Below are 26,285 nucleotides of genomic sequence, written 5' to 3' on the forward strand. Positions count from 1 at the left end.
ACAGGTAAAATTTACTCTCTTGATGAATGATTTAATCGGAAAATAAATTAAAAATATATTCAAAAAAAGCTTTACAATTTTATTTGTTTAATGTATAATAATTTTTAATTTAAAAAATATAAACAATACTTTGATGAGGAGAGTAACTTTAAGAAATCTTCTAAAGCGAGTTCTGGTTGGTGAAAGGGAACGAAGAACTGTTAAAGTGAAGAGGGCCTCTGAGTAGTGCACCGAGATATTTATCGAGGCTGCATCGGGTTCACCCGTTATAATAGTGATAGGGTATATTATTTAATGTACCTGATGAGGCATATATTGTGAAATATATGCAAATTAGGATGGCAACGCGAAGTATAACTCTCGTTCCTAAGAAGTGATTCTTAGGAATGGGAGTTTTTTATTCTAGAAAAGGGAGGTGTATTATGTCAAATGTAAATGTTCAAGACAAAAGATAGTTCCCTTTGGGAACAAATTTTACTGAAGAAATTAAAGAATACTCGGAAGATTAGTATTTTGATTCAATGGAGTATTCGATTGTGTATGTACCATGTGAGTCGATAGACATAATTCATGTGGGGATACCATATGCTCATGCACATGTAGATGTACTAATGAATTTTGTTGATAAAAAGAAGGTAAACATATTTCCATGGTAAGTACCATATGATGTAGTAAAACCTCGCTCGTGAATTCTTAAGTAAGGTTTTAAATTATTAATAGGAGGGACGCGTATGAATAAAAAAAATATAATTATAATAGGTGCGGCTGGTCGTGATTTTCATAATTTCAATACTTACTATCGTAACAATGAGAATTACAATGTAGTAGCATTTACCGCTGCTCAAATACCAGATATAGATGATAGAAAATATCCTGCAGAGTTAGCTGGGAGCTTATACCCAGATGGGATTAGTATATATCCACAGGATAAATTACCTCAGTTAATCAAAGAACTAGATGTGGATGAATGTGTATTTGCTTATAGCGATGTAAAATATGAAAATGTAATGGCTATTTCTGCTATCGTTAACACTGCAGGGGCAAATTTTACACTTCTTGGACCTAAAAACACTTCATTAAAAAGTACAAAACCAGTAATTTCAGTATGCGCTATTAGAACAGGCTCTGGAAAAAGTCAAACATCACGAAAAATCATTGAAATCCTAATGGAAAACAATCTAAAAGTTATTGCAGTAAGACACCCTATGCCTTATGGAAATTTAGTTGCTCAAAAGGTACAGCGTTTTGCCACAATAGATGATTTAAAGAAACATAATTGTACAATAGAGGAAATGGAAGAATATGAACCTCATGTAGAACGTGGTAATATTATATATGCCGGTGTAGATTATGAGGAAATATTACGCGCAGCTGAGAATGATCCAGATGGTTGTGATGTGATTATTTGGGATGGAGGAAATAATGACTTTTCATTCTATGAAGCTGATCTTACAGTTACAATAGTAGACCCTCATCGCCCAGGTCATGAACTTAGTTATTATCCTGGAGAGGTTAATTTACGATTGGCTGATATAGCTGTAATTAATAAAATAGACAGTGCCAGTCCAGAGAATATTGATATTGTAGTAAAAAATATTAAGACAGTCAATCCGAATGCAACAATCATTAAAGCAGAATCTAAAATAACAGTAGATAATCCAGATATTATCACAGGCAAAAGAGTTTTAGTTGTAGAAGATGGTCCTACTTTAACTCATGGTGAAATGAAATTAGGTGCTGGAACAGTTGCTGCAGAAAGATTAGGAGCTGGAGAACTCGTGGACCCACGTCCTTATACTGTGGGAAAATTAAAAGACACTTTCAAGACTTATCCTAATATTGGTACTTTATTACCAGCTATGGGATATGGGGAACAACAATTAAAAGACCTTGAAGAAACTATAAATAACACCGATTGTGATTCTGTAATTATAGGTACTCCTATTGATTTAACAAGAATTATCAATATCAATAAGCCTTGTACTCGTGTATATTATGATTTGGAGGAAATTAGCAGTCCAAATCTAAATGAAATATTACAAAATTTCATTAAAGAACATAAATTAGAAAAATGATATGTCGTAATCATTTGATTCGTATTTGAATTTAAATCTTTATTCACTCATCTAGATTTAAATTCCTAAATACTCCATATTGAAATTGTGCGACATAATAAATCGGGCAGACACGTGAGTCTGCCCTTAAGTTTTTGATACTTACAATGTTGCAATCGATAATATTGACCCTAATTCACCATCCAATTAATAAATTAAAACATCCTCTATATATCATCCACCCATAGCTAAATCGGGGGTTTAATTCTTCTTGACTATTTGAAATTATCTGAAATGCATCTGTGGCAGCTCAGTTTAGCCCAGCAATAGTATCCGCATCTAATTTGCTAGCATCAGAGTCGTACGTAAGATCAATACTAATATGCTCAAATTGTTTTTCAACTACTCCATAATTAGTAGTAGGATTTAAAATCATTAAGTCTGTCATAGTTTTAAAGAAATCCATAGCACATAGGTCTTCAACCTTATTTTCTAAAAGTAATTTATTTACAGGCTTTATCACATATGGGCTCTTATTTTCATCCAGCGATGTCAGTGTAAATTACTTTAGTATTTTTAAAGCATTATCCATATCACCCTCACCTTTTGCCAGGACACAGCCTATAATCCATGCAGTGTTTACGTGGGATTTAATCGCTTTTAACTCTGAAGACAGAACACCTTCCCAATCCGATCCCACGATGGCAAACTTTCCGGCATCCGTTCCTGTAGTACGACGCCCTATACTAGAAAAGGTATTTGTATACGCATCCATAATTCGCATTACATAGTATCTGTCATTAGTATCCGAAACATTAAGAACTACAGGGTATCGAGTGAGGTCCAGCCAAGCAGTGCAATAAACGGTATCAACATTGGGTGAAACTACATCTTCGAAATCCGGTGTAATTAATTCGCGAAAGAACACATTTAACGTAGTAAATGCCTGGTCGGATGAAATTTCTAATATAGATTGTAGCTACCTTATCCTTTCCATTGTAACAAGGGGGTATCCATATATATAGGCTTGTATGCCTAAACTGTACGCATAATTTTCACGATATGAGCTTAAAGAACATTTCTCCTGTATAAGAATCACTCTTAAAATAATATATAATATTATATGCAGGTAGATTTACTGACATGATTTTGCTTGTAATTATCTGAACGTGCTTAGCAATCTACATAGCCACTGTCAATTCAACTTTATTTGGAAAAATGCTATCCACAATTTTTGTTTCAATTGTTTTCCTTTTTCTTGACACACTCCTCAACTCCTTTCAAAATATTATACCAATATTGTAGGAAAAATAAGAGAATAAAAATCTTCTATATATTAGAATCTGATAAAAATTTCTTTTTAAACAAACTTGATAATAAAAGGAATGATATTAGAGGTATCCTAAGGTGTTTAGGATGAGATGAAGTAAAAAGGATGAAAGATAGCTTGATATTTTTCTTCGCTCTAATAATTCTTCATGTATGGATTATAATAGCACTACTTCATTATACACTATACACTAATTTTTTTATTGCTAAAATACTTTTATCATAAATTTCTTGTCTTCTAACATTTTCTGAACTAATGTCGCTATTTTTATTTTAAAATACGTTTCAAAAATTCTCTTGTACGTTCCTGTGTTGGATTATTAAAAATTTGTTCTGGACATCCTTCTTCCACTATAACTCCACCATCCATAAATACAACACGATCAGCTACGTCCTTCGCAAATTCCATTTCATGAGTCACTATTAACATAGTAAGCCCAATTTCAGCAAGCTGTTTCATTACTTTAAGAACTTCTTCTACCATTTCCGGGTCAAGAGCTGATGTTGGTTCATCAAACAACATAACATCTGGCTCCATAGATAGAGCTCTAGCAATAGCTACTCGCTGTTTTTGTCCACCTGATAGTTGTTTTGGTTTAGCATTAATATATTGCTCCATTCCAACAACCTTTAAATATTTCATAGCCACCTTTTTAGCATCTTCTCTGGAATGTTTTAATACTTTTGTTTGCCCCACGATGCAATTATCTAAAACATTGTGATTATTGAATAAGTTAAATTGTTGAAATACCATACCTAACTTAGTTCTATATGCATAGACATCATGATTATCGTCTAAGATGTTTACTCCCTTATAAATAATTCGACCACCACTAGGGTTTTCCAAAAGATTTACACAGCGAAGAAGAGTTGATTTCCCAGATCCAGATGAACCGATTATACAAACCACTTCTCCCTTATCCACTGAAAAATCAATATCTTTTAATACTTCATGAGCTCCAAAAGATTTACTTAAATGTTGAATATCAATTACATGTTCCATGTTTCCTCCCCCATATCTAATATTTATTAAATATCATTCGTTGTTCTATTCATCATATTCTCAGGCCTATCCACTTGCATTTGATTAGCATACATAACGTAGTTATCCGGACCATCTATTTTTCTCTCAATAGAACGTAAAATTCTTGTTACAGTAAAGGTCATTATAAAATAAATAATGCAAGTAATAAAAAATGATTCGAAATATCTGAAATTATTTCCTGCAACCGACTTAGTTTGAAAATATAATTCTGTTACAGAAATTACATTAAGTACTGAAGTATCCTTTATATTAATTACGAATTCATTCCCCGTTGCTGGTAGAATATTACGAATCACCTGTGGCAATATAACATTAACCATTGTCTGTATGTGATTCATACCTATAGCATGAGCTGCTTCGAATTGTCCTTTATCTATAGAAACAATTCCACCACGAACTATTTCTGACATGTATGCTCCAGTATTGATAGATACTATAAAAAGTGCTGCAGATAATCGATTCATATCTATATCAAATGCTAAAGCAGCACCATAATAGATAACCATAGCTTGTACAATCATAGGCGTACCACGGAATATTTCTATATAAACGGAAAGAATAAAATTAATAATTTTTAAAATAACTTTTTTGACCCCTCGTTCAGGTATTGGAATAGTACGTATAACCCCTACTAGTAATCCTATTATAAATCCTAAAATAGTACCTATTATTGAAATATAAAGAGTTATACCTGCTCCACGGATGAACATCAGCCAATTTTCTGACATAATTTTTACTATCCAATCAAAACTCATTTTCCCTCTCCTTTTTTAAAACATCGTAAATCGAACGCATATAAAATCCGCCCGATTTGCAATATATATTATTCTGATGCTGGTTGATTCATAATAGCTTCGTCCATAATACTTGTACGTTCTTCTTCTGAAATACCTTTTAAAACTTCATTAATCCTATCAGTCAAGTCGCTTCCTTTTTTAACACCTACAGCAATCGCTGTATCATCATCTGATGTAACAAATCCATCTGTAAATTCTACCATTTTAAAATTTTCATTAGCTGATTCAGCACTAACACCTTCTGGACGTTCTGAAACATATCCATCAATCATTCCTGATTCAAGAGCAACTCTCATTGCTGTAAAATTATCCATAGCAGGTTCTTTAACCACTCCGTCAATTTGATCAATTACTGAATAATGGAATGTATTTAACTGTGCAGTTACTTTTGCACCTTCAAAATCTTGTATAGAGGTAGCATCTTCATATTTTCCACCTTTTTTAACAACCATAACTAGATCTGATTTATAATAGTTGTCAGAGAAATCTATAGTTTCCTTACGTTCTTCTGTTGGTGACATACCTGCAATAATGGCATCAATTTTTTCAGAAGTCAATGCTGGCACAAGACCATCCCATTCAGTTTTAACAACAACCAATTTCTTTCCTAAACCATCAGCAATCCTTTTGGCAATTTCTATATCATATCCTCCTGCATATTCTGCATTGCCGTCAATTTTCACTGCACCATTAGAATCATCCACTTGAGTCCAATTAAATGGTGCATATCCACATTCAAGGCCTACTCTAAATGTCTCTTTATCTGAGCCTGTTGTCCCTTCTACATCTGCTGAACTGCTACCTGAATTACATCCTGTCAATAATGCAATCACTAAAAGTGAAATTGCCATCAAAAATGATAACTTCTTTGTCATATTGATCTCTCCTCCTATAAATTAATTTTTTATATATAGTATTGTAAAACTAAAATACCACTCTGTTATCAGAGTGGTCTATCTCATTTCGAAACATTTTACCGAACAGAAAAGACCTGAGATGAACTCAGGTCTTTATGTATAATTGCCCGTAATCCTCTCTTTTCCCAAATGAGATAGCACACTCAATAAACTTGGGGGTGTTTATTGAGACAGTCCTACAGCTCTTAACTGCAGGCCCAGCAAATAATACTGAGAATATTATAAGCTTCGGCGATATTTCCTTCTCCCTAGTATCATCGCTCCTCAAACTCCACTAAAGACTGTTAAATATCGCGCCTCTACCTCACCTGTAAAAGTGAGGTCTTATAAAATTTTTATTGTCTAGTAGTATACAATAATATATTATATCTGTCAAATTATCTTCCCTATATATCACAGATTTATTAAAAAATCTGCATATTTCTTTTGAATAAACTCTATTCTTTTGGCTATCCTAACCTATATGAAAAGTAGAATAACAAGGAGGTAAAATCATGATAAATCTTGAAGAAGCAATTGATAGAATAAAAATACTCGAATGTCCAACTGGAGAATTAGAAGATCGTGTTGTAAACATATTTGAGGAATACAACATTGCAAATAAGAATGAAATAACCATAAATAGAGATGAACAATTGGATAAAGATGGAGCCCAAGGCTATAGAGCTAAAATTGCAAATGATACAGATCAGTCTGTTACCATACTTGCAACGTCAGGTCTCGATGATTACGTAGCTAAAGTGGTCGATGCATACATTGAAAAATAAAAACAGATTGATTCATGCTTTAATTTCACCAAAATCGATTTAAACACAATCCTATCGATTTAGAATTGCGAACCCTCTTATAATGCATCCATTCTCTTGGAAAAAGTCTTCTATATTTATTAGTTGCAAACCTTTCATCTATAAGTAGTATAGCTCCTCGATCCTTTTCACTCCTAATAACCCTACCTGCCGCTTGCAATACTTTGTTCATTCCAGGATACATGTAAGCATATTCAAATCCTAATCCATTTTCGGGATTAAAATATTCTCTTATTATATCTCGCTGAAAACAAATCTTAGGTAATCCTACTCCTACTATAACAGCACCGATTAATTTATTCCCTATTAGGTCTATCCCTTCAGAAAATATTCCTCCTAATACAGCAAAAGCTATCATGGATTCCTGTTGATTGGGCTTAAACTCAACCAAAAAATCTTCTCGCTCATTTTCCTTCATTAATCCTTGCTGAATAATTGTATTAGCAGTTGGATTTCTCTCAGTAAAATGAACATATACATTTTCCATATATACATAAGATGGAAAAAACACAAGATAATTTCCATTTTTCTGTGAAACAAATTCTTCAATATATTCTACTACATTTAAATAAGTTTTATCCCTATCCTTATATTTAGTAGATATATTATCCCCTATTAAAAGACACAGATTATCTGTTGGAAAAGGCGATGAGAAACTAATAATATAATCATCTTCATCTCCTCCTAGTGTATCCCTATAATAATCTAAAGGCGCCAAGGTGGCTGAAAAAAATATTGCAGCTTTTCCTCTTTTTAAAGCCTGCCTCAATAGATAGGAAGTATCTACACAATACAGCTTTATAACTATATCATTGTCCAACTTTTCAATATAGGTAACATATCTTTCATCATAGAGTTCAGATATATTGATAAACCTGAATAAGTCAAAGTATAGTTCTATCAATTCTTCATAGTATTCATTAGCTTTCTCTTTTAAAAGCCATTTTTCCAAGTCTTTAATGAGTTTTCTTATAGGAGGATAAATATCTGCTATCTCCTCTTTCTGATAATAAAAATTATTCTTCAAGTATTCTCTTTTGACTTTGTTAACCATATTATTGCATCTATTAAAACTTTTAGACAGCTTAGGATAGCTATCCTTTAATAATTTCTTATACTTTAAAAAAGGAGCTTTATTAATTTCAACAGAATACATATCTCTAGAACGGTCTACTAAATTATGAGCTTCATCTATTAAGAAAACATAATCATTACCGCTTCTTTCAAAAAATCTTCTCAAGTATACACTTGGATCAAAAACATAATTGTAATCACAAATTATTGCATCGCTCCATAGACTTAAATCCAAAGAAAACTCAAAAGGACATACATTGTGGCTTTTAGCATACTTTAATACAATATCCCTTGTTATTAAATCTTCATTGTTTAATACATCCATTATTGCAGTATTTACTCTATCATAATGACCTTTAGCATAGGAACAGTCTTCAGGGTTGCACTTTACCTCTTCATTTATACATATCTTATCCTTAGCAGTAATCACTATTGATTTAAGCCTAAGACCCTTAGCTGCCATAATATCAACTGCATTTAATGCAGCCTCTCTAGTAATAGTCTTAGCTGTTAAATAAAATATTTTAGAAGTAATTCCTTCTCCTATAGCTTTAATTGCAGGAAATATAGTCGATATAGTCTTGCCTATACCTGTAGGGGCTTGTGCAAATAAATTTTTCTTGTCCAATATAGTTTGATAGACTGACACCGCTAGTTTCCTTTGCCCTTTTCTATAATTTTTAAATGGAAAGGCCAATTCTTTAATCGATTCATCTCTAACTATTCCCCAATAATAAGTTAAATTAGCCCATTCCATATATTCTTCAATTAAGGAAAAGAAAAATTTCTCCAATTCTTCAAAGGTGTATTTACGGACAAATTTCTTCATCTCCTCAGTTTCGATATTGAAATAGGTTAGTTGTACTTCTAATTCGTCTATATGATTGTCCTTTGCATATATGTATCCATAGCATTTTCCTTGAGACCAGTGAAATTTATTATAATCCTTTTCAATTTCATCTAAAGGTTTTGTAGTGCTTTTGATTTCATCAATGATTATATTCCCATCTATATTTAAAATACCATCAGCCCTACCTTCTACTTCTATGGTAAAATCTTCATAGTCCAATTCATGTTTCAATCTTACTTCTGCTTGATACTCTTTGCCATATGATCTTTGTATCTTTTGATGAGCCCTTGTACCTTCAACAGCTCTAGCACTACTCATAAACCTACTATCTATATCTCCTGAACGCAAAATAAACTCAATTAAATTTCTTATGGATACCCTTATATGTCTAGACATGAAATCATCCTTTAATTTTATTGGTGATTATATTATATAATATATAGTTGTGAACTTCCATATACAACTAATTGTTGAACTTTATATTTTAGGGTATTATAGTTATAAGTCTTTAAGAAAGGAGTCGTCTAAATGAAAAAAACTAAAATTGAAGCTAGTCTGAAAGGAAATATGGGATTTGAAATGGATTTGGATGGTCACAATTTTATTACCGATGCTTCAGAAAAAATTGGTGGTAATAATCTAGGCCCTCGCCCTAAAAAACTACTTTTAGCAGGTTTAATTGGTTGCACCGGTATTGATATAATGTCCATATTAAAAAAGATGAAAGTGGAGCTAGAAGACTTTAAAATACAAGTAGAAGCTAACAATACTGAGGAACATCCAAAGGTTTATGAAAATATCCATTTATTCTATAAATTTAAAGGAAAAGATTTACCTAGAAAAAAAATAGAAAAAGCCGTACATCTTTCTCAAGAAAGATATTGCGGTGTTACTGCAATGCTTAAAAAGCCACATCGGTTACCTATGATATAATCATTGAAGACTAAAAGGCAACAAATGTTGCTTTTTAGTTCTTTATTGGAATTTGAATCTCTGTTATAAACCCTTTCTCTTTAGATGTACCATGTATATCTAAACAATAGATTCTCATTGGTATTCCATTAAATGTATATCCATTCTCCTTTATATAATTCATCATCTTTTCAAAATATCTTTGACTTTTTTATAAGAGCCACGGTATACCATCGTTATAAAAAGGCCAGAAGGCAAAATCATATTTGACATAAAAATTCTTTTTTCTATTTGAATCTTATTTTAATTCCTGTTAGAAAAGAGAATTTCTTATATCTTTTTAACCTCTTATTATATTACTCCTTATACAATATCGAAAGTTGTTTTGCTAATTTACTAGCTACTTCTGTATTATTATATATTAAGTGCATCTTAAAAAAGGGCTACAAATAAATTATATTTATCTGTAGCCCTTTTATGTTACTATAAACTTCTAATATCTTATTATATCGTCCATTGATTATTTATAATACCTACTAATTTCCAACTATCTTCATATTGTTCAAATACTAGTCGAATACTTTTCCAATCCATACCTGCATAATCACCTGCATAATCAGGGTTAAATCCTGAGAAGTAATATTCTACTACAATAGGATTTTCATAAACTTCAAATTGATTTTCAATCATATTTCCACTACTTAATACTTCATTATATCCAACCTTCTCAGCATTAATAAAATCTTCGGTGTATATAAATTCCTCATAGTATTTACTTGGAGTTAATCTAATTTCATCACCTTTACCATCATAATATCCCCATAGATAAGTATCTTTGTCTTTGAAAAAATTCTTCATCTCTTCTTTGTTAAAGACAACATCACTATCTAATGAAACATGTGTATAAGGGGTAAACCTTACTCCTTTACCAGGATAAACAAAATCTGATATTGTTTCTGAATCCTTATCCTTAATAGCATGAATCACTTTATCTGCAGTCTCTTTAATGATTTCTTCAGCAAATTCAGGTTTTATAATACCTTCTTGTGTTAATTCGTATTCGTTGGCATCATTGATTATTCCTGCATTATTTCCAATCTCAACAAACCTATTTCTTATACTTTCCTCATCTATAAGCATTTTCTCATACTTTTCAAGATTATCATCGGAAAGATTGTTATTTTTTATAAATTCAACTGCCAACATATTTTTATCATTTTCACCTAATAAAACATAGGATTGATTATTATCTTCAAATTCCTGTTGTTTATCCAACCAGTTCTCCTTTGGTATGTGGTGCAATACTAATAACTCAGCTTTCTCATCCTTTTCACCCAAATATATAAAACTAACAGACTCTACTCCAAAATTCTCATCTCTTTTTCTATCAATTGTATATTTACCATGCCAATTATTTGGAATGATGAATTGATAACCTTCACTATAATTAGAGTATTCTTCCATTACCTGTGTTAACCCTTCTTTTCCATCCCATTGATACCAGCTGTTTATCCATGGAATACCTGCCATAGGCAAGTGGTCTGTTTCAGGAGGAGCATACTGTATGCCAACTTCTATAATACCATCGTTATTTATATCCTCACTGTAAAGAGGATAAGGTTTAAAGGTTTGTGGAAAATTAGATTCACTATTATAATCTAGTATGTTTTTATATTCCCCATTTTCTTTAATAAGTATCTCTGTCACTGCTGAATGCGCACCCACTCCTATATCCACAAATATTCCTTGTCGATTATTACTTGCTGCTCCAATAGCAACTTTATTTGGATATCCTGCATATTGGAATTCTGTTTCATACTCTTTTTCATAAGTATTGTCAGTCAAAGTATATACTTGTAGTTTCACTGAAGGCTTTTGTTTATTAGTTTTTACTATTGATGCTATCTCTAAAGTACCATCACCTTCCAAGTCCCCTACTGAAAAATAAGCATAATCCAGTCTAGTAAGTTCCTCATATTTTTCTCCGTCAAATTCATATACAATTAGTTTATTATCACGATTATTATTCGATCCACCAATAAGTATTTCCTCTTGTTTATCACCATTTAAATCATAGAATTCAACATCATCTAAAGTATTTCCATAGCCAATAATTTGATCTTTTAACTTCCATCCGAGTCCTTCCTGTTCCAGTAAAAGAATCCCAGTATTGCTCTTTCCTTTATAAAAAACCGCAATTTCATCAATGCCATCATTGTCTAAATCAATTTGTAAAATATCATCGCTCTGTTCCAAGTTCTTAGGAATACTGAACTCAGCATCATCTGGTATAAATTGTTTCGCTATTTGTTTTATTTCCCTGTGATCTATTTCCATTAGATTAAAATCTATTACGGATACTAATTGATTTTCATCAATTTTTTCATCGTTCTCTTCTGATATAGCCATGATTTTGATTTCAGCCTTATATTTACCTGACGTTAATTTTTCTCCATCCTTATTGGTCATGTCCCATTCATCATGCCATTTTAAAGATTCTCCTGGATTAATTGTTTTAAATACTAATGCTTGTGTAAAAAACTTATCATCAGAATATCTATATACTTCTTCAGCTTCTTCATTAGTTATAATCACTTCAAACTGTTGACCCGAACCAAATTTAAGCTCCTTTGCTTCAGAATGATCATTTACTAATTCAAAGTCGAATATTACTGTATCATCTTCTATCTTATAACTTCCTATGGTCTCAAATTTTTGCTTCAATTTATTAGCCTGATTATCAAATTTATAGCTTGCAGGAATATCATTTTTATCTTTAGCTGAAATAGGTTGTACATCTGTGCCGTGTACAAATGATGGAATTATTAATGCCATAGATAAGACTCCTACAATAGCTATTTTTCTAAAAAATTTGCTTCTCATATAACCACACCCCTTCTTTATTCGTTATAACAACTCTATAAGACTATCTATATTATTAGTATATCCATTTTTTGGCGTGGTTTAGTTACAATATAGTTAAATAAAGGTTACAGATCAATAAATTAAAGGACCAGCATCTCTTATTTTCACCTTAACTGCTTTGATCTTTCTTGTTCTTGTCCAAATCTTGCTAATAACAATCCAATATGAACTTTTGTTTAATATGCCTCATATAGCTTATCTGTTAATTCAGTTAATAGTTTTTGATGAGTACTATAATCCAGTGTAGCCCAATTATTATTCAAAAATTCAACTACACTCCAAAGCTTAGCTAGTTTTATTTGTCGCAATAACTTCTGTTCTGAAAATGGAAAATCAAGTGATGCCTTTGCCCACATTTTTAAATATTTCTTAGCAATTAACAATTCTAAAGAATCATCCATTGTACCTAATCCAGGCATAGTTATGGAAAGGTCTATTGCCGGTGAACTACAACTTATTCTTTCCCAGTCAAAAAGAACTACTGAACCGTCCTTTCTAATGCCCCAATTTGTCGGGTTTGTATCAGCATTTATCCAGCAATATGGTATAAATAATTGCTGCGATTCTTCTTGAACTTCAAATAACAGAGACTGTACTTGATTTCTCATTTTATCAGGGAATAATTCTAAAACAGCTTCTGTTAATTCATTATCCCATTTGGGTATGTAAAAATTTTCGATAGGCAATCTTTTCTCCCACGCTTCACTATGAAAATGAAACAATGCTTCAAGCACCTGTTCATCAGCCTGCCACCTTTCCCTTGGAAGAGCATAAGGTATATCTTCAATCACAATCCAATAACTGTTTTCATCATTACAAGACCAGTATAAGACCGGAATATTCTTACAAAATTTCTGTAAAAATTGTCTACATTTAACATAAAATAAGTATTCCTGTGGTTTTACCATCTGTTTTACTATTACAGAGAAACTTGAAAAAGCAATACGGTAACATCCACCGTCAGCTTTTATTCCGCTAAGCTTATTAACATATACGGGATTTCCATATGATTCTATTAAGAATTGTTGCATATTATCAGGAAATTGTTTCAGCAAATTCATTTCCACTCTCCTTTACATTTGGAAAAACATCAAATAAAAATAGATCACATATTCATAAATATTAGTTTTAATTCCTTATAGATAGTTTAATAACAGAACCTTTTTGCTAGCTCTCCTTCTATTTCCCACACGTTTCAATTCCTTATAGGTAATCTAATAACTAGCAGTTCAAACAGGAAAGCCTGACACGTTTAGCTAATTTCAATTCCTTATAGGTAATCTAATAACTGCCAATATTCCCCCATAGTTCAGCTTCTCTTATTCTATTTCAATTCCTTATAGGTAATCTAATAACATAGAAGCAGGAATCTATCATAGCAATCTTGTTTTCGATTTCAATTCCTTATAGGTAATCTAATAACCTTTGGGATAGGTACACCCATTACTCCGGCGTTCTCTAATTTCAATTCCTTATAGGTAATCTAATAACCCATCTTATGCATTGATATTACTACGTTTTTAAATATTTGTCAAACAATAAGATGCTTGGTTTCTAGGCTTTTCTTTTCTTGTCTTTTTCTTTTAACCCTCACCATTAACGCATTTCATTCAAATAATTAAATGTCGTCGACCCCCAGAGGTTTTTACACTATTGGGGGTCGATGATAACATGAATATGTCATTTTCCTTATTTGTTTTTCTTGTCCCAATCTGAAAGATCGATACTAACTCCAAAAGTTTTTCTTTTTTTGTTGTTGCTTTGTTTTCTATTATTAACCTTTGCTCTTATATTTTTATTATTTCTATATTTTTTGAAATTCTGTTCTTTATTTTTGTGAGTCTTTCCGAGAGTTCTAACAACTTTATCGTAACTCAATATGTCAGGAAGAACTTTCATTTCCTTAAACTCATTAAGGTCCATATATCTGTAATAATTTGCATCTTCCCTTTTTACTATTCTTGATTTAATCTCTAATAATTCTTTTATAGGTTTCTGAGTATCTATTTCGTTCCCATTTAAATACTCTTTAGAAAATCTTTCTTTAAAGATGTCTATAAATCTATTTTCATCTTCTTTTAACATATAGTCAAAACAAAAACTGCTATATTTTTTATCTATATCTTCTATATATAATTGAAGTTCTTCTACTTTTACTCTTCCAAATCCATAAGGCTTAGCTAGTCCTATATTTTGATATGAATTATCATTTAATCTTAGTGCCCACAACAATAATCCTAATTCATCATCTTCTAGGTTATTAAAGTATATCCTTCCATTAAAAATAGTTCCTTCTTTCAATGGAAAAATTTTAGATGTCATATTGCCCTTTTTAACATCTGGATCTTCTACATAATCTTTTAACCAATACTGCTTAAATCCTCTTATAGTAAAGTCATCTTCATAAATTTCTAAATTTTTCGCATCATGCCTTAGATCCTGTTCTAAATACAGATTAAAACTTGTAGGTTTAGGTTCTGCTAATAACATCTCTATAATACTTTCACTATCTATGATAGCATTCCCTACAGCTTCCGCATCCTCAAAGCTAACTCTAGATTTGTAGCTATATCTATCCCTTCCACTGCTACTTTCAATGGTTTTATTAATAAATCCAAATATACTTTCTGTATAACTTATTCCATTTGTGTCATTATAATGCTCTGGTATTCCGTCTAATATGGATTTTTCATACATTATTCTTAAATAAGGCGTAAAACCAAAGTGCAATTTATCTCCTAATACAATATAAAATATAGGTTTTTTTTCTTTTTCTTCAGGTAACCCATAGAATATATACTCAGGTTTTACCACAATATCTCCATTATAATTATCTGCCTTTTTTGTTGCAATTAAATCATCTATATAAGCTTCTATTGAATTTTCTGGTACCTCTAGCTTCGGAATATTTTTGTCCTCTTCTGGTATAACATAATGACTCATTTTCCCATTGATATGATTACTAGTCAGTAGATATCCTTTATTGTTATATTCCCCCAACTCTCCTATCCTTGTTATTCGTTTTTTATCATCATAATCAAAAGTTATCTCTATTTGGTATGGTTTAAAATTGTCATTTCTATACTTGTTTACTAGTCTATCTCTTTCACTCCTTTTCTTAAACTTATTCAATTTTTTAATTTCATTTTCTTTTTTAATTAAATTTTCATTATACATATATTTAATACCTTTTACATTTTTAGCTATTTTCCTAAGCCTTATTTCACTTATTTTAAAATAAGGATTCTCCATTTTCATATCTATTGATGGATAAATATAGTATCTATTACCTTCCCTTTTTATGTAGCCTACTTTCAAATTCCTTGCAATACCGTCTCTGCCTTTAATACCTAATACTCTTTTATATTGCTTTGTCAATACATTGTTACTTGCTATATCTCTATATAGGAATCTAGAGTTTTCTATTTCACTACTTTGAAACTTGCCATTTTCATCTTTCTCGCCTATAATATTACTAAAGCTGAGAATCTGAGAATTAGTTCTTACCATGCCTCTAATAGTGCTTCCTGGAATTGCATAATTTCCACTTGCATTCCTAAAGAATTTTTTATTAGTACCTTCATCTTCCCCTTTACAGACTATTATTGGGGTTTCTGCTTTTAGTGTATATTCTATATAACCGCTTAACAAATCGTCTCCATCTATATTCTTAAAACTCTTATGAGCCGGAAGTTCATGAACGTTCTTATATCTAGATATGGTGAACTTAGGCAAACTTACGAAATTATAAGGGGCAACACTATATTTTCCTAAATTCTTATTATCTAATTCTAACGGCTTCATCTATTTCCCCTCCTTGAAATATAGTTTTGAAGGTTTTGTATATCTTATATATGCTTGATTGTCTTCATCATAATCAATATACTTTTTTAAGTCTAATTTATAAGCACAGCTTTGTTTTTGATATAAAGAAGACAAAAGGACAGTTCTCTCAATATATGGTGAATCGCTTTTTTCTATAAATATAGTACCATCAATCTCTTTTTCATCTCTAAAAATTCTAATCTCTTTTTCTTTGTTAAAAAATCTAGCTTCAATTATATTTTCTATATCTATTTCAACATTTTCTATTCTATCTGATACAACAGAATCATAATTATAAATTATAGTCTCTTCTAGCCCTATATCTATGAGGGTTTCCCTTTTTAATAACTTATCTAGTGTAAACTTATCTGGAATTTCATATCCTAGCAATTCTAAAATATTTTCTTTGTTTAATACCTTAAGTTTATATTTTTTCTTCATTTTCCCCCTCCTCATATCTAAAAGTCTTTACCGATTTAATATAGTCATCAAGCTTTTCTTCATTAGTTACAGTCTTATTTCTAAAATCTACTTTTATTTTTTCATCACCTATTGTAATAATCATGCTATGACCTTTATATCTTCCTCTTCCTATGCTATAACCTCCACCAAGACTTAAATTTTCTGTTCCTAAATCTCTTAATGCTAACGCAATAATACCTATGGCATAGGAATCCTTCTCTTCATCATTTTGTGTTTTATATATTACTTTAAACTCAACAGCGCCTTGAACTGGTCCATCATCCATTAGCCCAGTTTTTCTAACCCCTCCAGTAAACTTGTCCACTTTTATCCTGTTGTAATCTATCTGGTCGAAATTTTCAATATTTATAATTGATTCATTAACAAATACTCTACTTAACATATTCTCTTTGCTCAAATCTCCAAAAATCTCTTTTGCTAAGCGTATACTATTAAAATAGTTACCAATACATTCTATACGAGATCTTAAAACACCTTTAAAACTACTTCCTGGAATAATATAATTATCTCCTGACTTCAAACTTCTTTTGTCTACATCCTCTGGATCAAAGGTTTCAGGAGCACCTACTAATATTGGAGTAGTTAACACTCCATTCAGTGTAAACTCTACGAACTTATCATTTTTGTTTTCATTTAATACTCTATCTGTTATGTCTTGTATATTTGAATAATCTTTCTTTATATAATCTACCCACTGCTTTCTATTATTGAAATTAATTTCCTTTACTCTATTAACCTTAAATATCCCTAGGCCGTTGCTTTTGTTCCCGCCTAATCTAATAAAAGAATTATTCAAACCTTGTAAACATTTATATAATAGATGTCGCTTGGTCTCAATGTCTTTATCTTGACCTTCAATTTCAAAATTTAGAGTAAATCTAATAGCTTTTTTTAAATAGAATCGTTCAATCTTACTCCCGTCTTCACTACTACCTGTTATCCCTTCTATCTTGATTCCATTTCTTATCTCGAATCCTTCATTTTTGCTATAGCTATCGCTAATATAAACACTACTTTTTATTGATTTTTCCCCTGAACTTCCAAATAAAACGTCCGACTCTTCCCCTATAAAATCTAGATATCCCCTAAACGAACCTGCTATTGTAGTAGCAGGTATATACGCCATGCCACTTTCTTCATCTAGTAAAATGTCTTCACCATCACTGATAAATAAAGGAGATGTACTTTCTATTTCAGCTTTTATTATTGAAATATACTGCATTACCATTCCCCCTTTCTAATCTGAAATCTACATAATTCAACTAAAATTCTCATATTATATTTATATAGAAATTCTCTATCTGTACTAGACTCCAATCCCTTCAATTTCACCCTTTTTACCCTAGTATTTCTATTCTGTAAATCCAAGTTCATACTATTCTCTATAAAATCGTTAAAGAAATCAATTAATTTCTTATTCTCATACCATACTTGGTTAATCTGAGTAAAAGAAGTGCTTCTTTTGCTATTAATATTTTCTACATATTTATTGTACTTATTTATGCCAGCCTTAGGTTCTTCATAGATTAATGAAGTAAACAAATCCTTGAAGTTACCCCATTGACTTTTGCTCATCCTTTCTGTATTTCTTAATTTCTCATCTAACTCTAATACTCTCAAGCTTATATCATTTTCTAACCTTTTTTCGTAAATCAAATTTATTATATTGTTAACTTGTTCTTTTTCTTTTTTAAAGAGATCAATAGACTCTTTATCTAGATTTAAATTACTATTTAATCCTTTATTCTCTCTTAAATATGTATCTTCTATTGAATTCAAAATAATGAATCTACCAAATCCATCTAACCTTCTTTCTCCAATTCCTTTGTTTAGAAAACTATTAAAAATTTCTTTGTCTATATTCCCAGAAATCTTATACTTGAAAACAGAACCTGCTTTAATACTTTTTATAATAGGAGTAGAGCATTTCCACTTATTATTAAAATTTGTTATACTTTTAACCTCTATACAGCTATCAACAAACTCAACACTATCTAACTCTAATTCTTTAGCAATGTATTTTTCATCAATAAATGTTTTGTATTCTCCTACTTCATTTCTAAAGATAATATCCGATAAAGCTAATAGATATATGTATTCTCCAAATTCTTTATTTGTTTTAAAACCCTCATATTCAGGGTTTTCTTCAAAAACCTTAAACCCTTTTATCTTACATTTACCATATCCACTACCCTTTGATCCTCCCAAATAGACAATTTCATCTTTAAATAGTTCTTCAATCTCTTCTAAGTATGAATCATCTTCTACCTTTATTATCCCTTGAAATAATTGTCCCTTCTTGATAAATTCATATCTAAATAGTTTATTGTTTTTTTTACCTCTCATCTTATTGATATGGAGATTAGATGTTTTCTCTACATCTGTCTTATAGTATTCTCCATCTATAAATGCGACAAATTCACAGGTTCTAACCTTTTCATAACCTGAATCCAGCTTTATGTCTAAACCTGACTTCATTTTCAAACTCGTATTGTAAGCTTTGATTTTTTCCTTAGGAGCAAAATAGGATTTTGGTAAAGGAATACTTCTCTTATCTTTATATTTGGGATATGCATTTAAAAACTTTATCTTGCCATTCAACAGCTTATCCCTATGGATGCCTTCGTTGATATTCTTTATTCCTTTCTGAATTATGTATTTATATATATAAGCTCCTCTAATTGCAGTTCCTGGGATATATTCCATAGTTTCTTCCGAATCAGATTGCATATTAGACTTAGCAAATTTTAAATTCTCACAAGCTTCAATATCATAAACTATGTAACTATTCACCAAAATTCACCCCTTTTAAAAACCTGTCAACATAATAATCTGTTATGTCCTTATATTCATTGTCTTCCAATATATGAAGAGTACATTCCACTTCACCTTTCCCTCTAGTTCTCATACTCCCTATATGCCTTAAGGATTTTAATCCTATAGCTAAAAGTCCTAACTCTTCTTCTCTTAATTCCCGTTCACAACTTATTTGTACTTCAAACTCTAACCCTCTTTTTATAACCCTTATTTGCCTTAAGGTACCTTTAGCAGCAGAGCCATTTTCATCAATACTAGTGAACTTTCTTATATCAGTTAATGCACCTTTTATCTCCCAAGGATGAATCTCTCCACTATTTACAGCATATTCCAAAACTTTTCTTGTTCCTTCTCTTAATCTACAATCAGAAAACTTAAGGTTTCGCCACATATTATCTCCTTGGTTTTCTTCACCTAATAATTCACATATAATTGGTTTATATTCTTCTCCTAGTACTTGAATAGTTTTTTCTACTTCTTCCCTTAAATTCCCTTTAAAAGTTTTGGCTTTCATATATGGGAACCCATACTCATCACATACTATTTCTAAATCTACGGAACCAGGAATTGAATATCCACTGCCAAATATAGCCTCTGTAAGCAATCTTACAACCACCACATAATTATTCATTTTCCCCCTCCTCTCCAGCTAGCTCTATATATAAATCCATAATCTCAATTGCATCATAGTACATACACCCATCTTTAGTAAAGCAATAATCTCCATCTGTGTTTTTGAATCTACTGAAATAATTAGATATGTTGTTCAATTTTAAGAATAACTCTGTTTCTGCTTCACCTTTCTTTAGGATTTCACGAAGTTCCTTTATTTTGTTTCTTGCTATTTTCTTATTATTTATTTTTCGATTAGTTAAGTTATTATAAGCTTCTTTAAAATTGCTATAGGTTCTCCATATCTTTTTATCCTCATTGTTTAAATATAAAGGTCTCATAAAAAGATCTTTATTATCATCTATAGTCTTATAATTTTTATCTCTTATTTCTCTAATTGTTCCTAGCAAATCTCCTTGCTCCACATGCCAATCAATAAGAGAATAATCATCATTTGGGTATTCCTCTCTAAGTTTTCTCTTTCCATTTTCACATAGATCTTCTGCAAGTTCATATGCCTTAATAAAAGGATAGCTTGTCCTTACTATTGCAACTCCTGCACAAGCGTTCAATCTTACCGTTTTCTCATTATGTATTTCTATTTTATTCTCATATAAATGTTCTAAAAATACTCTTGCTGTCTCTATACCTACCTTCCCATTAGTTACATAAGTAATATCATCACCTGCTACAATAATTGGTATTATAGGAAATATATCTTTGCCTATATTCGTATCATCTTTTAACTTGTCCTTATTTTTACATACAGCCTTACTCATAGCAATAAAAGCCTCTTCATAGGCAGATTTTATGTTGTCACTAAATTTTTTCAAGGCTTTTATATAGGCATCATTTGTTTTTTCATATTCTCCTTCTTTATATGTAAATTCCTTTCTTAAAGCATCAAATTTTTGGCCCATTCCATTGCCATCAATATGAACTACCGCCATATAATTTTTTTCATCTTTAGCCACATCTCTAAACGCTTTTGTCATTTCCTTATTAAGTATAAGTTTGCTAAATTTCTCATTACGATCATTGCAATGGTAAAGCTTAACTGCTATATCTTCGCTAACAAATCTTGCTTCATCATTTTCTAAGTCTTTCTCTATAGTAGTTGCCGGAAGTCCTGTTGAATCACAGAGCCTTTCTATTCCAAAAGATAGCTGTTCCCCACTATTTAATCTTCTATTCTTCTTTACTCCTAGCTTCCTATAAGCTTTTCCTATTACATCAATAATCTTATCCCTATTATTATCGTAATTAACCATTACCATAAATACCTCTACTCCAGGATAATCCCTCAATATTCTTTCGCTTATAGCCTTAATAAACTCCCTTGCCTCTTCATCGGTGTCAAATCTATACAGGCTACTTCCTCCACCATTGTATACTACGTTTTTACTATACTCTGAGTTTACATCTATAGGTAGTTTTTCAACAACCTTCTCTACTATTATGGACCCTCCTATGCTCTCCTTCAATCTATTGCTTGAGAAAATATAATTTTGCTTTCTAGATACCTCCCATAAAACTAAAGTTGTCATTTTTAACCCCTCCTTTAAAAATCTATTTCTTCATAGTTTCGATATCTTAACTTGTCCATAATGATCCTTTTAATTTCTTCTTCTCTCTTATCAAATGCTAAAGCTATATATTTTAGTACAGCTACTTCATATCTTTGCTCTGGTGCAACTGTTGGTTTAAATCCATGATTCAGGTTCAAACTATTTCTATATCTCCTTAGACCATGTAAATCTTTCTTAAGTTTTTCATCTTCTATTTTATTAATTTTATCAATAGTTTTTCTCTTTACTCCTTTGGTCAACATTATTCCTGCAAGCTCTATTGCACTAAGCAAACGTATTATATAGCTCTGAAGATCTACATATCTCATAATTAATGCTCCATTATACCTCTCTAAAGCCATATATAATATTTCATCAGTTCCTTTAAATTCTTCATATATTCTTTTATCATTAATTTGAGAGCTCACATTTCCTAAACTGTTTATTCTTTCTAAAAAATTTGATACCATCTTTATTCCATGAACTTCATCTGCATTTAAATATTTCTCCTGAATTACAATGTCCTTATAATTGAAATCATTTCTAAGCTCATATAGTTTAGAAAAGTAATATATTCTTTCTATTTCATCTAATTGATTATCTATTTTATATTGAGACAATTTTTTGGCTGATCTTTTTAGCCTTTTCCTAATCTCATTAGATAATCTTCTAGCCCCTTTGAAATTTTTAGATAAATACATCTCTTCTAGGGCTCTTCGCTCTATAGTGTTAAATATATCATTTGGATTTAATAGTATACTTAAATATTCTGTACCATATTTAGGCCTGTCATCTTCATATTCGAGAAAGTCTAAATATAGTATATCTATGTTATGTAAATCGTTATATAGCGATGCAGCAAGATATCCTGCTGCAATAGTAGGTTTTTTCCCACCTGTAATATCTACTGCTAGTTTTTTAAAAGGATATTGTTTTACTTCTTCAGAAATAATATTGAAAACTTCTGCTGTATCACTATTAGAATTGGTTTCTCTAAATATTACCTCAGATTTAATTTCAGCGATTTTCAGATACTCCATAAATATTTTTTTAAAGCTTAAACTCTCTTTTGTGAATATAAACACTATTCTTCCCTTAGGCTGTAATACTGATAAACTGAGAATTGTGGTATATGGCGAGAACCCAATGGTATAAATAACTAAGTCATATGATTTATCACTTACTTTTTTATTTTCCTTCTTATTAGCAAACTCATCAATATATTTAAAGAAATCCTTGTCCCTATTTTGAAGAAACTCTAATATCTTTTCATTATCACTTCTTGCTTGTGCAAGCTTATCACTATTAAACTTCATTTTGACACCTAATATCTTCTGAATCTAACATGGTCGAATACATGAGTAATTTCAATTTTCCCATCGTCTCTTATTACTTCTTTCACTTGCCTCTTAGTTGTTGAATAAATGGGCTTTAATCCTATCTCTTTGCAGTATTCTACCATTTTATAGATAGCACCATACTCACCTTGAACAAGGACATAATCATCTTCTTGACTAATATTATCAATCCAATCCTTAATATCATCCAATATAGAATTAAGATTATCTACATAAGGGGGAATAGAACTCCATTCATTTTGTAGATTATCTGGAAGGTATATGAACTCTTGAATATTTAAGTTTTCCTTTGCATCTTGTATTTGTTTATCTGTTAATTTATGTGAGAAGATCAATATCATTTTAGAGCTAGGTTTATAATCAGTATTTGATTTTTTCAAAGTTAAAGTGTCCATATCTATTACTTTTTCAAATCTTTGAATAAACTTATCTAATTTCTTTTTAAATTTATCAGGTTTACTAGCATTTCTTCTAAAACCTGCATGGTTGAGGTCATTTCTTAAATCTCCAATTTCTTTATATAAATACGTTAAATCTTTGGTTAAAAGGCAGTCAATTTCCTTTCGTATTACTAGTTTTTCAACATAAGGTGAACCTTTAAAATAATTATCATATTTTGACATAATAAGTCCTGATATATGAATTCTCACATTGGCATCATTTAAAGGTATATTGCTTGATAAACATATGAAGTTAACTATATTCTCTTGTATAAAAGTATACGCCTGCTGAACTAAATTTAAATCATTACATAACTTTACAGTATAATGAATGTCCTTTAGTATATTCCCTGAGTAAAAATAAACCTTATCATATATTTTGTCTAATATTTCTCCAAATGGTTTTAATTCATTAATATTTACCACTCTAAAATTATCTAATTCATCCTTAAGTTTACAGCCATACTCCGATATCATATGACCTCTTACTGTATATACCCCTCCAACAAAATTTTCTAGTGCTTTATTTATACTTCTTAAAGAATCTGCTTCTTCATCACTTCTTCTTATTATACTTTTATAATTATCAATTGCTTTCTTTACATGTGAAACTAATAATCTTGCATCACCTGAATTGATAAATTTTTCTGCACCTATGGTCCAATCTGAAATGGCATTAAATAATGATAAGTCAAAAATAGGAGCTATTCCATCCTTATCTTTAGCGTCAAAGGCGCCATAGTATATTCCTTCTATGGATATATTTTTTATAAACTTAGCATAATTTATTATGGACATAATAATGATTGGTAATGATCTAAAGGAATGAGTTATGTCAATATATACCTCATCTTCGTAATCTAAAAGATTAAAAACAATGTCAAAATTTTCCCATATTTCTTCTTCATTTGCTCCAGCCCTTAATTCAAAATCTCTGTATTTTATCCTTCTATTATCTAGAATTTCCTTAAGCCCTGCTTGGTATACCGTTTTCTTTTCACATGTATTCCAGTCTATAATCTCTTTGTTTCCACTTTCCCAATTTGTCTTTCTAGACCCTTTTTCTCCACCAGTCAACCCGATATATAATTCAGCATCCTTCCCAACTAATGAAGAAATAGCTTCCTGAATAAAACTGGTCTCAACTACCTTTTTCATTCCATTTTGATCAGTAAATCCATATTTTGTTTTTTTATAATTACCATTACCTAAAAAACTAATAATCTTTTTACTCAATCTAATCCCCCTCCTCTTTATAAGTACACTCTCGAAAAATACAATAATCGTACTCTAACTTATTTTTAGAGCAAGTTATAAAACTACACCCTTTTTTTAAATATCAATATCATCTGAAGGCATTCTAAATATTGATATAATTCTCATCTCTCGTATTACACCTCTAATTTTTCAAAACACAAAGAAACATGCTAATTTATTTAGATAATTCTATTTTCATGCTTGTTCTATAGGAGTATTCTATTGTATTTGGGTCATAAAGATTAGATATGATTCACAATTATAAGTCAAAATCATAAAAAATAGCTATTGGTAACGAAGCAAACGAACGCATGATGAAAATAATTGGCATGTTCCAATTCCTTATAGGTAGTCTAGATATCGGTTGAAAAATATATTAAATTAGCAGGACTTGATAAGTTTCAATTCCTTATAGGTAGTCTAGATATCTGCTAACTTCTTCGGATGTAGTGTTTCTCATGATTCCGGTTTCAATTCCTTATAGGTAGTCTAGATATCACAAAATGGGTAGATGCCACTGGCGCGGATGTATAAAGTTTCAATTCCTTATAGGTAGTCTAGATATCCATTGAAACCAAACCCTCTTGATGTGCTAGGTCTAGGTTTCAATTCCTTATAGGTAGTCTAGATATTAAGCATAATAAAAACTTAACAGAGTATGTAATAGAAAGTTTCAATTCCTTATAGGTAGTCTAGATATGAGGGAAAATAAATTTAAATGTAGGCTAAGGACTGCAAAGTTTCAATTCCTTATAGGTAGTCTAGATATTTTAATTGAATATTAGGAGGTGAGAAAGTGTATCCAGGTTTCAATTCCTTATAGGTAGTCTAGATATTTTACAATTTGTACGGCGAAGATGGTTATACTATATAGTTTCAATTCCTTATAGGTAGTCTAGATATCAAAACCAAAGCAAGTCAGTTGATTAGCCTAAGTATGTTTCAATTCCTTATAGGTAGTCTAGATATTTTATTGTTATTCCGCTACTGTATTAGTTATAGTCACGTTTCAATTCCTTATAGGTAGTCTAGATATTGTAATACTAGAAGCAAGCAACGCAAACTACCGACCGAGTTTCAATTCCTTATAGGTAGTCTAGATATTTATGTATTTCGGATACCTATGATATGGATATATTGAGTTTCAATTCCTTATAGGTAGTCTAGATATATGTCGGCATGACAGCCTTAGAGGAATTAGGAGACGAGTTTCAAT

Annotated in this window: 19 protein-coding genes, 2 CRISPR repeat arrays, 1 riboswitch and 1 other annotated feature; of the genes, 3 read left to right on the forward strand and 16 right to left on the reverse strand. The window is 30.9% G+C overall.

The window, feature by feature from the left end:
* Positions 1-121 precede the first annotated feature (121 nt).
* Positions 122-371, forward strand: a binding site (T-box leader).
* Between the two features lie 360 nt (positions 372-731).
* Entirely contained in the window at positions 732-2,075 is a 1,344-nt protein-coding gene (locus tag K8M07_RS11000; protein WP_223378836.1) for a cyclic 2,3-diphosphoglycerate synthase, read from the forward strand.
* Positions 2,076-2,364: 289 nt separating this feature from the next.
* On the opposite strand, the gene K8M07_RS11005 is transcribed toward K8M07_RS11000, so the two are convergent.
* The 5 genes from K8M07_RS11005 to K8M07_RS11025 all read right to left on the reverse strand — a co-directional run bounded on the left by K8M07_RS11005 (position 2,365) and on the right by K8M07_RS11025 (position 6,100).
* Positions 2,365-2,577 carry a hypothetical protein gene (locus K8M07_RS11005; protein ID WP_223378838.1) on the reverse strand — a complete coding sequence of 71 codons (213 nt, stop codon included), beginning with the start codon at positions 2,575-2,577 and terminating at the stop codon, positions 2,365-2,367.
* Positions 2,578-2,616: 39 nt separating this feature from the next.
* A complete protein-coding gene (locus K8M07_RS12880) occupies positions 2,617-2,982 on the reverse strand; it encodes a DUF1254 domain-containing protein (RefSeq protein WP_223378840.1) in 366 nt (121 codons plus the stop codon).
* Positions 2,983-3,651: 669 nt separating this feature from the next.
* Entirely contained in the window at positions 3,652-4,386 is a 735-nt protein-coding gene (locus tag K8M07_RS11015) for an amino acid ABC transporter ATP-binding protein (RefSeq protein WP_223378842.1), read from the reverse strand.
* 26 nt (positions 4,387-4,412) lie between these two features.
* The gene (locus K8M07_RS11020; protein WP_223378844.1) at positions 4,413-5,183 is read right to left on the reverse strand and encodes an amino acid ABC transporter permease; all 771 of its coding nucleotides are present in this window, start codon (positions 5,181-5,183) and stop codon (positions 4,413-4,415) included.
* 68 nt (positions 5,184-5,251) lie between these two features.
* Positions 5,252-6,100: a transporter substrate-binding domain-containing protein gene (locus K8M07_RS11025; protein WP_223378846.1), complete on the reverse strand. Its 849-nt coding sequence runs from the start codon at positions 6,098-6,100 to the stop codon at positions 5,252-5,254.
* Positions 6,101-6,269: 169 nt separating this feature from the next.
* Positions 6,270-6,452: riboswitch (Lysine riboswitch) on the reverse strand.
* Between the two features lie 184 nt (positions 6,453-6,636).
* Here K8M07_RS11025 and K8M07_RS11030 point away from each other — a divergent pair.
* A complete protein-coding gene (locus K8M07_RS11030) occupies positions 6,637-6,909 on the forward strand; it encodes a hypothetical protein (RefSeq protein ID WP_223378848.1) in 273 nt (90 codons plus the stop codon).
* A 25-nt stretch (positions 6,910-6,934) separates the two neighbouring features.
* Here K8M07_RS11030 and K8M07_RS11035 read toward each other — a convergent pair whose 3' ends face one another.
* Complete coding sequence (locus K8M07_RS11035) at positions 6,935-9,268, reverse strand: ATP-dependent DNA helicase (protein ID WP_223378850.1); 2,334 nt, start codon at positions 9,266-9,268, stop codon at positions 6,935-6,937.
* A gap of 132 nt (positions 9,269-9,400) precedes the next feature.
* Between K8M07_RS11035 and K8M07_RS11040 the strand changes: the two genes are divergently transcribed.
* A complete protein-coding gene (locus K8M07_RS11040) occupies positions 9,401-9,805 on the forward strand; it encodes an OsmC family protein (RefSeq protein WP_223378852.1) in 405 nt (134 codons plus the stop codon).
* 483 nt (positions 9,806-10,288) lie between these two features.
* Here the strand turns inward: K8M07_RS11040 and K8M07_RS11045 are convergent, their stop codons facing one another.
* From K8M07_RS11045 to csx20, 10 genes are all read right to left on the reverse strand, one after another.
* Positions 10,289-12,667, reverse strand: a complete 2,379-nt coding sequence (locus K8M07_RS11045; RefSeq protein ID WP_223378853.1) for a BsuPI-related putative proteinase inhibitor — start codon at positions 12,665-12,667, stop codon at positions 10,289-10,291.
* Positions 12,668-12,885: 218 nt separating this feature from the next.
* Positions 12,886-13,770 carry a phosphotransferase gene (locus K8M07_RS11050; RefSeq protein ID WP_223378855.1) on the reverse strand — a complete coding sequence of 295 codons (885 nt, stop codon included), beginning with the start codon at positions 13,768-13,770 and terminating at the stop codon, positions 12,886-12,888.
* Between the two features lie 64 nt (positions 13,771-13,834).
* Positions 13,835-14,200: direct repeats of the CRISPR family, unit length 30 nt; unit sequence ATTTCAATTCCTTATAGGTAATCTAATAAC.
* 198 nt (positions 14,201-14,398) lie between these two features.
* Positions 14,399-16,513 carry a TIGR03986 family CRISPR-associated RAMP protein gene (locus tag K8M07_RS11055; protein ID WP_223378857.1) on the reverse strand — a complete coding sequence of 705 codons (2,115 nt, stop codon included), beginning with the start codon at positions 16,511-16,513 and terminating at the stop codon, positions 14,399-14,401.
* A complete protein-coding gene (locus tag K8M07_RS11060) occupies positions 16,514-16,975 on the reverse strand; it encodes a hypothetical protein (RefSeq protein ID WP_223378859.1) in 462 nt (153 codons plus the stop codon).
* The gene (locus tag K8M07_RS11065; protein ID WP_223378861.1) at positions 16,959-18,239 is read right to left on the reverse strand and encodes an RAMP superfamily CRISPR-associated protein; all 1,281 of its coding nucleotides are present in this window, start codon (positions 18,237-18,239) and stop codon (positions 16,959-16,961) included. Before K8M07_RS11065 ends, K8M07_RS11060 begins: the two co-directional genes overlap by 17 nt.
* Entirely contained in the window at positions 18,239-19,810 is a 1,572-nt protein-coding gene (locus tag K8M07_RS11070) for an RAMP superfamily CRISPR-associated protein (protein WP_223378863.1), read from the reverse strand. The genes K8M07_RS11065 and K8M07_RS11070 overlap by 1 nt, the downstream gene beginning before the upstream one ends.
* Positions 19,803-20,465: an RAMP superfamily CRISPR-associated protein gene (locus K8M07_RS11075; RefSeq protein ID WP_223378865.1), complete on the reverse strand. Its 663-nt coding sequence runs from the start codon at positions 20,463-20,465 to the stop codon at positions 19,803-19,805. The genes K8M07_RS11070 and K8M07_RS11075 overlap by 8 nt, the downstream gene beginning before the upstream one ends.
* Positions 20,458-21,993, reverse strand: coding sequence for a hypothetical protein (locus K8M07_RS11080; RefSeq protein WP_223378867.1), 1,536 nt, complete (start codon positions 21,991-21,993; stop codon positions 20,458-20,460). The genes K8M07_RS11075 and K8M07_RS11080 overlap by 8 nt, the downstream gene beginning before the upstream one ends.
* Before the next feature lie 14 nt (positions 21,994-22,007).
* On the reverse strand, positions 22,008-23,330 hold the full coding sequence (locus K8M07_RS11085; protein WP_223378869.1) for a hypothetical protein: 1,323 nt from the start codon (positions 23,328-23,330) through the stop codon (positions 22,008-22,010).
* 8 nt (positions 23,331-23,338) lie between these two features.
* Entirely contained in the window at positions 23,339-25,048 is a 1,710-nt protein-coding gene (csx20, locus tag K8M07_RS11090; protein ID WP_223378871.1) for a CRISPR-associated protein Csx20, read from the reverse strand.
* A 352-nt stretch (positions 25,049-25,400) separates the two neighbouring features.
* Positions 25,401-26,240: direct repeats of the CRISPR family, unit length 30 nt; unit sequence GTTTCAATTCCTTATAGGTAGTCTAGATAT.
* Positions 26,241-26,285 lie beyond the last annotated feature (45 nt).

It is taken from the genome of Schnuerera sp. xch1 (assembly GCF_019931165.1).
Classification (GTDB): Bacteria; Bacillota; Clostridia; order Tissierellales; family Tepidimicrobiaceae; genus JAIOUP01.